The sequence below is a fragment of the Leptospira jelokensis genome (assembly GCF_004769635.1).
GTDB classification, from domain to species: Bacteria; Spirochaetota; Leptospiria; order Leptospirales; family Leptospiraceae; genus Leptospira_A; species Leptospira_A jelokensis.
Genome location: NZ_RQGH01000026.1, coordinates 1 through 15601 on the forward strand (window position 1 = coordinate 1; position 15601 = coordinate 15601).

The window sequence follows — 15601 nt, forward strand, 5'->3', positions numbered from 1 at the left end:
AATCATTATTTTACAATCATAGTTTTATCATATTCCATATAACCGCACTAGATTCCCTAATCGCCAAAATGTGGGACGTATTCTGACTTTTGATCACACTTCCGTTCTTCGCTTATTTTGATCAGGCACGTTGCGAATGCTTCACTTGCAATGATTCTCGCAGTAAAAGGAGATCTACCTTGTGCTTCAGATGTATTTGCAATTTCCGTCATCACAAGATACGTGGCACATGCTGACTTTGAATCTTGGTATTTTTCTCCTCCTTTTGATTCTGCACGACTTTCACAATATTCTTTTTGATTCGAGCAACTTAAAGAAAATAACAACAGGAAGAGAAACAATCCTTTTATCAAATGAGGATCCTTATCAAAACTAAATTTAAAATTTCTTTTAATATACAAAGAGATAGATTCCAATTTCAAACCTTCTCCTTTCTGATAAAAAAGTTAGCAGTTCCAATATTGAAATTCACACCATATAAGCCGGGTAAATACTGGTTTTCTTCTCTTTCACATTCCTTTTTCTTTTTGAGATAGGTGGCGCAACCGACTAACACAATGTTGGAAGCGATCGCTTGTCCTAAATTTTTATCCTCTTTCAATATTGTAGGCGATAAAAGAAATAGTTGTTCACAGTATGATTTAAAATCCCTATCCAGATAGTATTTACACGCATCTTCCTTTTTACCAACCATACAGTTGGTTAGAACCACAATTAACACCAAACATAAACCAGTTCGAATCTGCTCCATCACTTTCCCCTAATACCCAAAATGTGGGATGTATTCCGATTTCTTTTCGCACTTCCGTTCTTCGATGGTTTTATAGAGGCAACCCACTAAATTTTGATCTGCCCAAAAACGATAAATGGATGAAGGACGTCCACGTTCTTCATTGATTCTTACCGAATTCTCTAAAACCACATAACCTAAGCAAAGCGATTCAGCATCACCCTCCAAGCTCCCACCTTTTCTTCTTACGCTTTCCATACAATAATCCTTTTGGTCTGTGCAATTGGCGAATGATAACAAAAACCAGAAAACTACGCCAAGAGACTTTGGGAGTAACGCAAGGATGGAGGTTTTCTTTTTAAAAACTGTATTTTCCAATCGGATCTTTCGCTTTCTCATATTAACGAACAAATATTCGAAAATTAGCATATGGATCGACTTCTTTTTCTATGAAATCTTCCGTGCCAACCGTTTTGAGCGGAATTCGACCGATTTTGGAACAGAAAGAACGGTATTTGGAAACTTTTTTTATTCGGATCTTTCGATGGAAGGAAGTTTAGAATTGAAAGGTCGGAGGTTTCTTGTCATGAAGCTTGTCTTCGACCCCGCGAAGCTTTCGTAAAAAGCTGAGACCTACATTACCACCCAATTTGCAAGTTTCGTTCGGTAAAAAAAATAGGCACCGTCTTTTTTCCTCTGTAACTGCACGCCAAATTGACCACGTTTAGAACGCACAAGAGAAACAAACACCATTGGCTCACTTCCCTCCCAACTCACTAAAGGAAAGATTTGTTTTCCTGTGGGATCATAAAAAGTCCATTGGGTTTCCGATGTTTCTTCCATTTCTTCTGTAAAGAAAGATTCCATTGCGACTTCCCCTTCCAAAACAGTAATACAGATGTTTTGTGAACCAATTGGATTCCTACCATAAACTTGCATGGGGTTTTGTTTGCAAAAACGGATTTGATTTCGAACATGGGAAGGAAATTCCAAACGGATTGTTTCTTCCGGTGTGACTAAAAAATTAGCAAACAATGGATAGGTGGAATAAATAATTCCACCGAACAACAGTAATAAAAATCGAACACTACGAAAGAAATCCATTAACTTTCCTTAGGGAACAAAACTTGTAAAAATTCATTCCCCTCCCTTTCAGTTAGGATGCGAATACTTGGCAAAATTGGTTTTAGATTTTGGTAACCCGTTGGGGAACAAAGGTAATACAAAATGGTTTCTATCTCATCAAAAGGTGAGGACCCAAATTTAAACGTGGAACACATTTCTTTCTGTTTGCCTTGTAAAACCAATGATTTGCTAGCTTCCAAATCAGCCCTTGGTTTTGCAAAAAAACTACCACTCATCCGAAAATAACGAGCAGATAACTCGTGTTCATTGGATTGTCTGTAATGGACTCCCATCAGATACAAAATATCAGATTTTTCCTGATCGGATCTTTCTTTCTCAGAATCTGCCAGTATTTTTTTTAAAAACTCTTTTCCTTGTTCGGTTCCTAATTTGAATTCAGAGATTCCCACAAACAAGGGAGTGAGGAACATATTTGGAGATTCTTCGTAAAGGGAAAGAATCACTTTGTATTGTTTGCGTTTTAAAAGTAAGATGGAGGCAAATTCATACAACTTAGGAAGATTTAACTGTTTCAAATGATCCGAAAGATCTTTTATGTTTTCCAAATTGGCCTTACTCGCCAACACATACGTGGAAGATAAATCGGATACAGAGATTGGTTTATAGATTTCAGCAAGTTGGTTCCAAATCCAAGTTCTATCTTTTGAAGGAATGTGAGAGGGGTAACGACTTCCCAAAAACAAGGCATCTAATAACTTGGAATGTTTTTTATATAAAAAAAACAAACGGGATACAACTGCCTTTTGTAATTTACCCGTTGGTTTTTGGCTGAGAGCCTTTTCGTATAAGGGGATGGCAAACAAAGTGTTTGTTTGTTCCATCTCATAGGCTTCTTCATAAAATCCACTTGCACTTACCTCCTGAAGTGTCCCAACCAGTGAAATGGCACCAACAAACATTAGTAAGTTTGTGAAATAGGAAAATTTATTTCTCAATGGAACCAATTAATACAAACCTTTCATTAAATCTTTATGGTCAGAAGCATTCGATTTATGATCTTCTGTGCACGGTCCCTCTGGTGGATAATCAGATAAATACAATTCCTGAGTACTCGGACAAGAGGGTGCAGCCTGTTTACCCGTTAAGGTACAAACCTTATACGGTTTGGCATAGACTGGCAAACTAAATTGGGTTTTAGGAAGGATACTTTTTTTATCAATCGTCGCAAGGATCTCTCCCCAAAGAGGAGCTGCGACCGCACCACCGAGTCCACTTGGTCCCATACCAAATTTTGGATTGTCATAGCCTACCCAAACGGCAAGGGAAAGGTCAGGCCTTGCACCGACAAACCAAGCATCTTTGTAATCATTGGTTGTGCCAGTTTTACCAATTAGATCCCCCGTATAACCACCGTTTCGTACGCCACTTGCCCTTCCACTATCACGAAGTAACGATACCATCACTTCCGCAGTATCGGGACGAATCACCTGTCGTTCTTCTGGTAATTTTAATTTGAATTCATCACTGGCACCAACTTCATAAAGAACAGTACCCTTCGCATTTTTGATCCTTTGGATGAGGTAGGGACGTTTGATTGTACCTTGGTTCACAAAACTAGTAAAAGCGGAAGCCATTTCCAGAGGAGAAATTTCAAGTGTTCCAAGTGCCAATGATAGATCACCACGGTATCGATTTTTTTTCTCTGCATCATTCGGGAAAAAAAACTTCGTAAAATACTTTTCAATGCCCGCACTCCCGAGCCGTTCTGCGACTTGCACTGCCGCTGTATTTTTGGATTTCACAAGGGCTGTGCGGAGAGAAATCTCACCATCAAAACTTCCTCCCAAATTTTCAGGAGCCCATTCTTTTCCTCCACCACCTCGGTAGTACAAAGGAGCATCTAGGATTTTCATGCCAGCGTGAATGGATCCACTGTCAATTGCCGATGCATATAACACTGCTTTGATGGAGCTTCCCGTTTGCCTACGCATCTGAGTTGCACGATTAAACTGGTTTTGTGAATTAAATTCATCTCCACCATGTAAGAATAACACCTGGCCTGTGTTTGGTTGGATACCAACAATGGCCGCTTGGACAATGCTTTGGTCTTTATCACCTTCCAATTGGTCTGGGTTCCAAACCAATTCATTTAATAGAGATACTTCCTCCAATCGTTGGCGGAATGCCAGATCAAGAGATGATTCTTGTTTCAAACGAACTCGTTTTTTTTGGATTTTTCCCGAACGTTTACTTTTTGCTAAATATTCCCTGACAATGGGACCAATCACTTCTTGGGCATTTCGATCCAAAGTGGTTTCCACTGTATATCCGCCACTTTCATAGATATTTTTTTCTCCTTCCAAAGAGGAAAGAACCGCACGAACATGTTCTGTTACATATGGTGCGATGTCATGACGGGAGCCAAACACAGTTTCATTTGGCGAACGTGTAGACAAATGATGATACAAACTGATAAATTTATCACGATCTAAATTTGGATAAATCCCACGGTTACGAAACATATTCAAAATCGCTCGAACACGAGTGTAAGAATCTTCTGGGTTTTTTAACGGCGAATACTTGTTAGGAGCAGAAGGCAAAGAAGCAAGTAACACCATCTCTTCTTTGGATAACTCCATTGGATTTTTTTGAAAATAAAACTTGATCCCTTCACCAAATCCAAATGCACCATGTCCCAAATACACATGATTCATATAGGTCTCAAGGATTTGTTCTTTGGTTAACACTGATTCGAGAGCAAATGCAAGTTGGGCCTCTCTCCATTTTCGATTCAGACTTTTCCGACGGTCATCTAAAATGATTCGAGCTAACTGTTGGGTGATTGTGGAAGCACCTTGTTTATAACTTAAATTGACGATGTTTTTAAAAAACGCCCGAAAGATGGCAGAATAGTCGATCCCACCATGGAAAAAAAACTTTTGATCTTCAATATTCAGTAAAATGGAGATCATATCCTCTGGATAGTCTTGCAAACGCAAGGTGGAAGTTCTCTTCTGAAAGATCTCACTCACCACTTGTCCATTCCGATCTAAAATCTTTGTTGGAATGTTTTTTGCCAGAGCCTCTAAGTATATTGGGACTTCCTTTTTAGTTGTTAACACTCCTGCTACAAAATAAGAAAAGCTAACAATGAATAAAAAAAGTAAAATGGATGTGATTGTAAATGTTACCTTAAGATACGAAAACCGTGACGGATTCCTTTTTGGGATCGGACTTCGTTTTGAAAATCCAAACGGATTCCGATTTGAATTTGAGAATTCTTTTTTTGGTTCTTTTTCCCAAACAACCTTTTTTTCAAAAAATGGTTTTACCTTTGTTTGAAAGGCTTTCTTTGGTTTTGTATCATTGGCTGAACCTGAAATCGTGGGAACTGGAATTTTAAAACTTTGGTAAGATTGTTTGGATTCTTCTTTTGCGCTTGGCATAACTTGCACAATCTCAAATCGATAGTCGATAAATTGTAAAACTACCTTTTCCGAACAGTGAGCGCACGTTAGCTGAAACTTCCCTTCCTTTGGAGTTGGCTCCGGCAAACGGGATGCTTTTTGGCAATGTGGACAAAGGTATTTTAGAGACGGTGCCGACATAGGTTCTCCCTATTCTTATCGGTCGTTTGTTAAAATTACAAAATCAGCGATTTTTGCAAAATCGGCCTCTTCTTCCTTTCCCTTGGGAAAACCTGAAAGGACAAGGACAGAATGGCCCATTTCCCGTAACCGAGACACCACTCCCCCATTCCGATCCGAGTGGAACCTTCCATTAAGGTGAAAGACTTTTTTGCCAGACCTGTGGATCTCTGCGGATATCGCCTCTGCCATCCCTTGGTCCCAAGTGGCTTGGCCAAGGATCATAAATTCTACATTGATTGTATGTTGTGAGTTATGTTCCGCACTTCCGAAAAGAGCAGATAACCTTTGTTTGTATTCAATAGTAAGGAATTTTTCCAAAGTGTACGCTTGTGGTAAAAATGACAGAGCAGACTTTGAAAAATCTCTGTATGCCAAAAGGCCTTTTTTTGAAATGGAATTCACATACCTTCTCGGGGGATTGGCAGCGACAACCGCACACCGGTTTTCCTTAGCGGTACTCACGAGTGGAAGGTAATCAGATTTAAAATTTTTCCAATGGACGATGGAAGATAAAAATTGAAATTCCGAAATGGATCCGATGAGGTATTCGTCGACCACCATTTGTTGGTCTTTTTCCAACATTTCAAGAGACAAACTAATGGGTGCTGCAGATAAAGCTTTCTGGAATAAAGTTTCGTAAAAACGGTGTAAGTCGTTGTTGTCATGTTCTTCCCCCAAAACAACAACATCAACTTTTGGTAATTCTTTTAGAATCTCTTCAATGGAAACAGTCTCTAATGTTTTAGAACGAACAATTCGTACGGTATTTGGACTTTCTTGTCCAAATACTCCGTAACCTACAAAGAGTGAAAATAAAAGAGAAAGTTTACAAAAGACTTTCAATGGCTGTTTTCAGTTCCTTACTCTCTGGTTTTGTTGCAGAAGGAAACCGGTTCACCACATTTCCATTTTTATCAATGAGGAACTTTTCAAAATTCCATTTTACATCACCTTTCTCTTTTGCATTTTCTGTGAGAAATTGGTAAACAGGGTCCTTATCATTTCCTAAAACTTTGACTTTTTTCATCAAATCAAAACTCACACCATAGTTGAGTTTGCAAAACTCTGCAATTTGTGCTTCCGAACCTGGTTCTTGCCCACCAAAATCATTGGAAGGAAACCCAATCACCTTTAACCCTTTGTCTTTATACTCTAAATGAAGTTTCTCTAATCCCTCATACTGTGGCGTATAACCACACTTAGATGCAACATTCACAACTAATACTGGATGGCCTTTATATTCGCCCAAAGAGACTTCCTTCCCTTGGATGGTTACTGATTTTAAATTATGAAATGACATTTTTTTCCCTCCAGCATTCAAACTAAACCCAAGAATTAGAAAAATAGCAAACAAAACTTTTCTTTGCACAGGAGCCCCCTCTTGGATGTTTAGACTATGCCATCATTGTTTTTTGCACTTCTTTCCGAAGCAAAACCTTGGATCCAAAAAACAAAGGTAACCCCTCTCTCCCATTCGGGCAAATTCCGCATTTACCAAAACGAATCGACATACATCATCATCTCGGGTCCCGGTAAAATCCCGATGGCACTTGCCGTTTCTGAGTTTGCCAGTTTACTTTCCAAAGAAACAAGAAACCAAATGAAAATCTGGAATTTAGGCATTGCTGGTGGAAACATGGCAAAAACAAATGTTGGTGATTTTTATTGGATCCATAAAATTAGAGACTTTGCCTCCCAAAAGGATTATTATCCCGAACGAATCCAATCCTCATCATTTAAAAAAGAAACGAATCTAACCACCTTTGACCGACCCGTAAGCAAAGTGCAAACAGACAATCGATTCCAAGTCATCCAAGAAAAAGAATTAGAGACCATCTCACTCGTTGATATGGAAGGTTCCGGATTTTTTGAGGCGGCTTCACTTTATTTTCCCTTAGAAAACATAGCCATCGGCAAACAGATTTCTGATTTTTTAGAAGGAAGGTTTTGCAAAGAAAACCAAGTGGAAGAAATGATGGGTTCTATTTTGGATCCACTGTTTGAGGAATGGAACACTCCCCTTCCTTGGATGGAAGAAGATGTAATGGAAACAAAGATTTGGCCTGATATTTCCCGTAGGCTTGCAAACCTTCGCCTAACGGAAACCATGAAACATGATTTAAAAAAATCATTACGTTTTTTCCACCTTCGCAATCCAAATGCACCAATTCCCCCTCCCGATATGGGTTTCCCACAAACCATCAAATCAAAATCGGATTTGAAACTATTCTTAGCTGGTTGGAAAGAAAAACTCCATGCTTAGGTCCTTTTCTCATATTTATATTGAAGAAGGGATTTGGGATCACTTTCGCACAAAAGAAATTCTAACAAAGTTTCCGAATGCAGTTAAAATTCCAATCCGCCATTACAAAGATCATTTCAATCGGAATGCACAAAATTTCAGGATCCAAAAACAATCTCCCAAACTCATATTGGCAGAAAAAAAAGATCAGTTTTTATACCGAGGTAGTGATTTTTCCCCTGATTTTTCGCATCCTCATTTTTATTACAATACATTAGCACTTAATTGTATTTATGATTGCGAATATTGTTACTTACAAGGTATGTTCCCATCGGCCAATCTTGTCCTCTTTGTCAATTGGGAAGATTTTTTCATAGAAACCAAAACCTTTTTAAATCAAAACGGTTCACTGTATCTCGCATTGTCGTATGACACGGATTTATTAGCCTTAGAATCTTTTTTCCCTGCGACATCAAAATGGATCCAATTTGCAAGTGAAGAACCCAATTTAAACCTAGAAATCCGAACCAAATCTACCAATTTCCCATCTATATCACACCTAACACCAATCCCCAATGTGATACTTGCCTGGACACTCAGCCCAGAAAAAGTAATCGAAACCATTGAACATGGCACCCCTTCCTTACATGCCAGGATCAAATCCATCCAAAAAGGAATCCAAGTGGGATGGACAGTTCGGATCTGCATCGATCCCATCTTACGAATTCCGGATTGGAAAACCCATTACCAGTCGTTAGCTGAAACATTAGGGAAAGAACTAAATTCAAATGGTTCGATTGAGTTCAGTGTGGGTGGATTCCGAATGAATGTTGATTTTCTGAAACAAATCATTTCGAAAAGAAAGGACTCTGCGATTTTATTTCATCCTTTTGAAAAAAAAGAAAAAATTGTTTCTTATTCAAAAGATGAGACAGAAGAAATTTTAGATGTGATGGTTACAGCCTTAGAAAAACAGTTTTCATCTTCTCAAATAAAACTCAGTTATTCTTAAATTTTCCTTTTCATTTCCCTCTCTCCCTCATAGGCTGATTAGCCTAACTATGAAGAAATGTTCCATTTTGCTCTCTCTCTTTTGCCTTTTGATTGCATTCAATTCTTGTGGAGAAGTCAGTCGAAACAAACCGATAGCAAAAAATGGAGTCATCGACTTATCAAATTGGGATTTTTTAAGAGATGGAAACATCAATCTCGATGGAGAATGGGAATTCTATTGGAAAGAAACCCTAAATGGCATCCAAATCGAAAAAGAACTCGGTAAAGAACCAAAATTCATCTACCAAGTGGTCCCATCGAATTGGCGAGGGGTCGATTGGTTTGGTGAAACCTTGGGTGGATTTGGTTATGCGACATATAAACTCAAAGTCATTTTCCCAAAAAATCCACCAACCCTTGCCTTTCACAACTTGGATCTTTCTTCTGCGTACCGATTGTACATCAACGGTAAATTGGTCATTGAACAAGGTAGTTTTGGAATCAACCCAAATTATTATGAACCTTCTTATAAATCTGTTTTAGTTGATTTAGAACCAGTGAGTGGTGAAACCGAAATCGTTTACGAAATCTCCAATTACCACTACTCAAAAGGTGGATTTTGGGAAAGTATGGAACTTGGCGAAAGACGTAAGTTATACGACAAAGTCAATCGCAGTTACCAAATCACTTCTTTCCTTGCAGGTAGTATTTTTTTATGGGCTTTGTACCACCTTGGTTTGTTTTTCATGCGAAGACAAGACAAAGCAAGTTTATTCATCGCATTATTCAGTTTACTCATTGTGATGCGTCTTTTGACAATTGGAGAGAGGAACATTTTAGACATCCTTCCTTTTCTACCAATGGATGCCCTCATTTGCATTGAGTTTGCTACCATTTATATTGCCACAATCGTTTTTGCTTATTTTTATCGATTGGTTTTTCCAAATACCGTTGGCAAAAAAACCATGTACGTTTTGTACATTTTAATCACACCGTTTTTAGTTTCTTTATTTTTGCCTGTTTCTATTTTCACGGCCCAAATCCATTTTTTCCAAATCTTTTTGATTTTAGTCTGTGTTCGGATCACAATTGCAATCATCATGGCATACCGATCTGACACCGTTGGTGCCGGTCTTTCATTAATTGGATTTAGTTTTGTTTTCGGAACTGTTGTCCATGATATCTTATACCAAAACAATGTCATCAACACGATGAACATCACTCCTTTTGGGTTTTTGGGATTCATTTTGTTCCAAGGATACATCCTTTCTTACGGATTCACAAGAGCCTATCTTTCCATCGAAAAATTAAAAGAAAGTTTGGAAATCTCAAACAAAGAACTAAATATTTTAAAAGATGGTTTGGAAGACATCGTAGTGGAACGGACCAAGGAATTGGAAATTTCAAAATCCAATATCGAAAGGCTAAACGAATTTGCAAAAACATTAAATACCTCATTAGAACTTGATAGCATATTAATCAAAGCATTTGATTACTTAAAGGAAGAGGTTTTTTGTGACTCCATGATTTTGTTGTTAGTGGATGAGGAAAATGGAAAACTCCATTATCATAAATCAGTTGTTTCGCAAAACTCAAAATTAGATTTAGAAAACAAATTCCGTGGTCTTAGTTTTCCATTAGATGTTAGCGCTGGATTGTTTTATCATGTCTATAAAAGGAACCGTCCTTTCCGATTTGCCAAAGTTTGGGAATCGAGACTAAACGAATCCAATCAAAAATTCATCCAACTCATTGGAAAACACCCAGGGATGATCATTCCACTCAGCTCACAAGGGAAAGTCATTGCCATGCTTGCAATCTTTAGTGAACAAAAAGGATCTAGTTTTTCTAAAGCACAATTACAACTGGTAGAAAATACTGCTGAAAACATTGCGACCGCTGTGACAAACTCCATTTTAGTTGAGGAAATGAACCGAGAGAAGTTCATTGCAGATAACGCTCGTTTGCAAATGGAAAATGCTAAAAATGAAGTTGTGAAACTTAATGAATTCACAAAAAAAATCAATTCGGAATCAAGTTTGTCTCAAATTATCGATGAGATGTTCGATTACATTCTCAAAAGTTTCGAAATTGAAGCAACCCTCGTACAACTCATTGATCCAAAAAAGAAAGAACTTTACACTTATAAAACATCAATTCCCACCTATGCTACAGAAGAACAGTTATCATTCGCAAAATCATTCCGTGTTCCATTAAACGAAAGAGGTGGGATCATTTATAAAACCTACCTGCGTAAAAAAGCATTATTTGTCCCAAGACCTCCAAAAAAATACGAATCAGAGTTAGACGAACAAATTTTTTCAAAACTAAGTTTATCTTCTTTCATTGCTGTTCCTCTTGTTGTCCAAAACGAAGTGATTGGTATCGCTTATTTTACCTCCTACCAAAAACCGATGGATGTGAACCGAGAAGTTTTACAAAGGATATCTGGATTTTGTGACCAAATTGCTGGAGCAATCCAAAATTCCCTATTACTACAACTCACCGAAGAAGAACGAAAAAAATCAGAAAAAGCGAAAGCAGAAATCCAGAAGATGAATGAGTTCGCTAAAACCATAAACTCACAAAATAATTTAGAAAACATATTGGCCGAAATTTTTGGATTCATTCGAAAAAACTATAAAATCGAAAACTGTGTTTTGTATTTTTTAGATAAAGAATTTAATGAACTTCGTTACCTCAATCACTCCGGTTTTGATTTATTAAATGATGAAAATGTTAACTTCTTTAAGTCCCTACGATTTCCATTAAAAGAAGAGAGTGGATTTGTGTATAAATGTTACCAACGTAAAAAACATTTTTACATGAAACATGTTCCCAAGTCTATGCCATATCCCATTGACAAACAAATCACCGATAGATCTGGCATGAAAGGATTTCTAATTTCACCTCTTGTCAATAATGATGAGGTGGTGGCGATGGCGATGTATGGAATCAATGATGAAACCATCCATCTTTCCAATGAGGAAGTGGATTCTATTGTGGGTGTCTCCGAACACATTGCGAGTGCGATCAACAATCACTTTTTACTGAAAAAAATTGAAGAAGAGAAACAAAGATCCGATTCCCTTTTACTCAACATCCTTCCTAAAAACGTAGCAGAAGAATTACAAAAAAAGGGAAGGGTAAATCCAGTTGAATTTGAAAATGTAACCTTACTGATGACTAGTTTCCCAGGTTTCTCTCAGATCACAGGCCAACTCACACCAGAAGAGTTAATTGAAGGACTGGATTTATATTTTTCCCGTTTTGATGAAATCATTAAAACCAAAGGAATGGAAAAGTTAAGGATGACAGGTGATATGTATTTGGCAGCTGGTGGTTTACCTGTTGGAAACTTTACCCATGCTGTGGATGCCTGCCTTGCCGCCTTACAAATCAAAAACGAAGTCAATCGTTTGATGGAAGATTTTAAAGACATCCCATTTCGACCCAATGGAATTACGATCGCCATCCACTCAGGTCCCGTGGTCGCCGGAGTCATCGGTAAATCAAAGTTTAATTACGATGTTTGGGGAAAAACTGTCACACAAACACAAGCGATCAGGCGAGGTGGTGTGGGAGTCTCCATCAATATCTCACAAGAAACGATGGAAAAGGTAAAACGGTTGTTCCATATCGATAACCAAAGGATGATTAACACTTACGAAGGGGAACAATTTCCCATTTATGAATTGTTAAGTTTAAAAACTGACTTGGCCGATCACTCAGGCATACTTCCCAATGAAAAGTTTGAAAGGTTATACACCCAACAAAAACGGGGAGCAAAAATTTTAATCAAATGATATATTCTTTGGTTTTCATAGGGATTTTCTTTTTAGGAATTCTTTATTGGGTTTCTCAGTTATACAAACAGAATGAAGAAAAAAATAATGAACTCACCTTACTAAAATCTGAAATCAAAATCTTAAACGAAACTTTAGAAAGTAAAGAGAAAGAACTCATTACCACTAAAACGATTTCAGAAGAGTTTTCTGACAAGTTGGTAGATTCTTATGGCCAACTTTCAGACTTGGATGGACTACTAAGGGAAATCAATTCCGCCACCGATCTCAAAGAAATCCTAAGGATATTAGGATACTACATTCGCGAAAAATTCAAAGTCCCACATTACTTGTTGTATGTTTATAAATCGGAAAAAGATGCACTCGAATTCTTTCATAGCAATTTTCCAAGTGAACTTTCAGAAACAGTCAAAGCGGAAATCATGGGAAGGGACATCCCTGTATCCGATGAATATGTTACCAAATATGCACATGCTTATGTAAGAAAACGAAAAAGAAGTTTTTATATCCAAGATTTTGAATCCTACAAAACAGAAGGAATTGAATTAGAAAATAAAAAATCTGCGAATTTAAAATCCCTTCTTATTGTCCCCTTATACCTAAGAAACAAATTCATCGGCACATTAGATTTATTGGACTATTCAGGGATTTTTGAATTAAACGAACAACAGTTAAACCAAATCAAAATCATTGCCGATTATATTGCGGGCACCATCGAAACCGGATACCTTTTGGATGAATTAAAAAATGTAAACATCACCATCAAAGAAGAAAAGGAGAACATTGAATCCAATCGATTGAAGTTAGAAAACCTTCATAAGTTTAATAGAAAAATCAATTCTTACTCCCAAATTGAAGATATCACAAGAGAAGTTTTCACTTACCTCAAAACGAACCATCGAGTGGAATTGGGATTTATTTTACTTGTTGATCCTAAATCAAACTCACTGGCTCCTTTGATGGAAGGTGCAGAGGTTTTTAACAAAGGATTGCTTGTCACAAATTTTTTAAGAACATTTAGGCCTAAACTAACACCGAGCATTGGGTCTTTGTACCGCACTTATACAAAACAAAAACCAATTTATTTAAAAAAATCATCCCGTTGGAAAGAACTCACTGCCATTGATACCTCAATTGTGGAAAGTTTCAAATTAGAACTTTTTGGTCAAATTCCTTTGGTTGTACAAGGCCAAACAATAGGAATCATTTGTGTCACACGATTGACAAGGGAACAAGAATGGACTTTTGATGAATTCCAAGAAATCATATCCTTTTGTGAACAAGTAGCAGGTGCCATTCATAACGCAAACCTACGTCGAGACTTAGAAAAAGAACGTGAAAAAACAATTCACTTCATCCGAAACATTTTACCTGGTGATTTAGCAGATGAACTCATCGAAAAAGGGGAAGTGGTTCCTATGGAATATGAATCCGTTAGTATTTTATTTACTGATTTTAAAAACTTCACCAAAGCCGCTGAATCATTATCTCCAGAAGATCTCATTGAACAATTGGATGGATGTTTCTCTCAATTTGATGACATTGCTTTAAGGCATAATTTTGAAAAATTAAAAACCATAGGTGATTCTTACATGGCTGCGGGTGGGATTCCACAAGGAAACTTTACTCATCCTGTTGATGCATGTTTATTCGCCATGGAAATCAAATCCTTTATGACTCAGATTCGCTCCTTCAAACAAATGTTAGGCCAAGATTTCTGGGAAATTCGAATCGGAATCCATACAGGACCCGTTGTTGCGGGGGTCGTAGGAAAATCAAAATTCGCTTATGATGTGTGGGGTGATGCTGTGAACACAGCAAGCCGTATGGAAAGTTCAGGTGATGCAGGTGAAATCAATTTATCCGAAACAACTTATGACAAAGTAAAACGATTTTTTGAATGTGAATACCGAGGTAAGGTAAAGGCAAAAAACAAAGGTGAGATGGGAATGTACTTTTTAAAACGATTACGTCCCGAGTTTTCAAGGGATCCTGAGGGTATGGTCCCAAACCAGATGTTTTTAGACTTATATAAAAATCTACAAATCGGTGCCAAAATCATTTACCGCCAAACTGGTTCATAATTCAATTCCCAGAGGAAGAACTAGAACTTGAGGAACTGGAACTAGACGAACTCCCCCCTCGACTGGAACTGGAACTCGAACTGGAAGAGCTTCGGCTTGTAGATGTTGTTGATCGAGAAGAAGCTACCGGGCATTTTTCATAACAGAGGATGTAAAGAGAAATGCAAGTTGTTGTTGTAGAGACTGGGTTATCCAATTGAGGCCCAAGTGCGACGGCACACAGAAATTGTTCTCGCATACAACGATCCATACACTCTAATCTTGTTTCAGAACCTTTGTTACTGCATTGGAAGAACAAAAATCCAAAACAAAGTACCAAAACTCGAAGTGACCAACGTTTCATACACTCAATATCGCATAGATCCCGTGATGTTTCAATAGAGGATTTCCGCAAATGTGGTAATCACCTAAGAAACATACTTGCTTCTTTCAAAGAAATCCTTCAAATTGAATCAAAAGATGGAAACTAGAACCATTCGTATCCTTTTTTTAGTATTTTATGTGATTTCACTTTTAGTTTGGATTGTGGAAGAAATTTACACACTGACCAAACCACCCGAATACTTTGATCGATTTAGGATCATCATTGCGACAATAGAATCTTTCATTGCAGTCTCATCTTTTTTAGTTGTTTTCATTTTATACAAAGAGGTCAAAAAAGAGGCCGTAGAAAACAAACAGGCAAAAAACCAAATCCATGATCTCAAACGAACCAATCGAATATTAAAGAATCCTGAAAAAGGATTTTGGGCAGAAGCAAAAGCACAAATGGTTGAATGGGAATTAACGGAAGCAGAAACTGAAATTGCCATCCTATTACTCAGAGGATTTTCTCAAAAACAGATTGCAGCTGTCAGGAAAAAAAGTTTACGCACCATCGAAAACCAAACTGCTTCGATTTATGAAAAATCGTCCATGCGAGGCAAACTCGAGTTCATTTCATTTTTTCTCACCCCACTCCTACCCGAGGAAGACTAAACAAAAAACCTTGACCAAACCCTCTTTTTTTG

At 37.6% G+C, this 15601-nt stretch carries 13 protein-coding genes; 5 read left to right on the plus strand and 8 right to left on the minus strand.

The genetic code is table 11. The features are described from left to right. Positions 1 to 56: 56 nt before the first annotated feature. The 8 genes from EHQ62_RS09945 to EHQ62_RS09980 form a co-directional block, all read right to left on the minus strand. A complete protein-coding gene (locus EHQ62_RS09945) occupies positions 57 to 416 on the minus strand; it encodes a hypothetical protein (protein WP_135642412.1) in 360 nt (119 codons plus the stop codon). 2 nt (positions 417 to 418) lie between these two features. Then, entirely contained in the window at positions 419 to 751 is a 333-nt protein-coding gene (locus EHQ62_RS09950) for a hypothetical protein (protein WP_135642414.1), read from the minus strand. A 9-nt stretch (positions 752 to 760) separates the two neighbouring features. Further along, positions 761 to 1129, minus strand: a complete 369-nt coding sequence (locus EHQ62_RS09955) for a hypothetical protein (protein ID WP_135642416.1) — start codon at positions 1127 to 1129, stop codon at positions 761 to 763. Between the two features lie 234 nt (positions 1130 to 1363). Next, positions 1364 to 1834, minus strand: a complete 471-nt coding sequence (locus tag EHQ62_RS09960; RefSeq protein WP_135642418.1) for a hypothetical protein — start codon at positions 1832 to 1834, stop codon at positions 1364 to 1366. Continuing rightward, entirely contained in the window at positions 1834 to 2811 is a 978-nt protein-coding gene (locus EHQ62_RS09965; protein ID WP_244241730.1) for a hypothetical protein, read from the minus strand. The genes EHQ62_RS09960 and EHQ62_RS09965 overlap by 1 nt, the downstream gene beginning before the upstream one ends. A gap of 9 nt (positions 2812 to 2820) precedes the next feature. Next, positions 2821 to 5424, minus strand: coding sequence for a transglycosylase domain-containing protein (locus EHQ62_RS09970; RefSeq protein ID WP_135642420.1), 2604 nt, complete (start codon positions 5422 to 5424; stop codon positions 2821 to 2823). A gap of 15 nt (positions 5425 to 5439) precedes the next feature. Further along, complete coding sequence (locus EHQ62_RS09975; RefSeq protein ID WP_135642422.1) at positions 5440 to 6309, minus strand: ChaN family lipoprotein; 870 nt, start codon at positions 6307 to 6309, stop codon at positions 5440 to 5442. Beyond that, positions 6293 to 6835, minus strand: a complete 543-nt coding sequence (locus tag EHQ62_RS09980) for a glutathione peroxidase (RefSeq protein WP_135642424.1) — start codon at positions 6833 to 6835, stop codon at positions 6293 to 6295. The genes EHQ62_RS09975 and EHQ62_RS09980 overlap by 17 nt, the downstream gene beginning before the upstream one ends. A gap of 27 nt (positions 6836 to 6862) precedes the next feature. Between EHQ62_RS09980 and EHQ62_RS09985 the strand changes: the two genes are divergently transcribed. The 5 genes from EHQ62_RS09985 (at position 6863) to EHQ62_RS10010 (ending at position 15569) form a co-directional block, all read left to right on the plus strand. Further along, the gene (locus tag EHQ62_RS09985; RefSeq protein WP_135642426.1) at positions 6863 to 7729 is read left to right on the plus strand and encodes a phosphorylase; all 867 of its coding nucleotides are present in this window, start codon (positions 6863 to 6865) and stop codon (positions 7727 to 7729) included. Next, complete coding sequence (locus tag EHQ62_RS09990; protein ID WP_135642428.1) at positions 7722 to 8720, plus strand: SPL family radical SAM protein; 999 nt, start codon at positions 7722 to 7724, stop codon at positions 8718 to 8720. Before EHQ62_RS09985 ends, EHQ62_RS09990 begins: the two co-directional genes overlap by 8 nt. A 49-nt stretch (positions 8721 to 8769) precedes the next feature. After that, on the plus strand, positions 8770 to 12507 hold the full coding sequence (locus EHQ62_RS09995) for an adenylate/guanylate cyclase domain-containing protein (protein ID WP_135642430.1): 3738 nt from the start codon (positions 8770 to 8772) through the stop codon (positions 12505 to 12507). Beyond that, a complete protein-coding gene (locus EHQ62_RS10000) occupies positions 12504 to 14591 on the plus strand; it encodes an adenylate/guanylate cyclase domain-containing protein (protein WP_135642432.1) in 2088 nt (695 codons plus the stop codon). The genes EHQ62_RS09995 and EHQ62_RS10000 overlap by 4 nt, the downstream gene beginning before the upstream one ends. A 459-nt stretch (positions 14592 to 15050) precedes the next feature. After that, entirely contained in the window at positions 15051 to 15569 is a 519-nt protein-coding gene (locus EHQ62_RS10010) for a helix-turn-helix transcriptional regulator (RefSeq protein WP_135643701.1), read from the plus strand. Positions 15570 to 15601 lie beyond the last annotated feature (32 nt).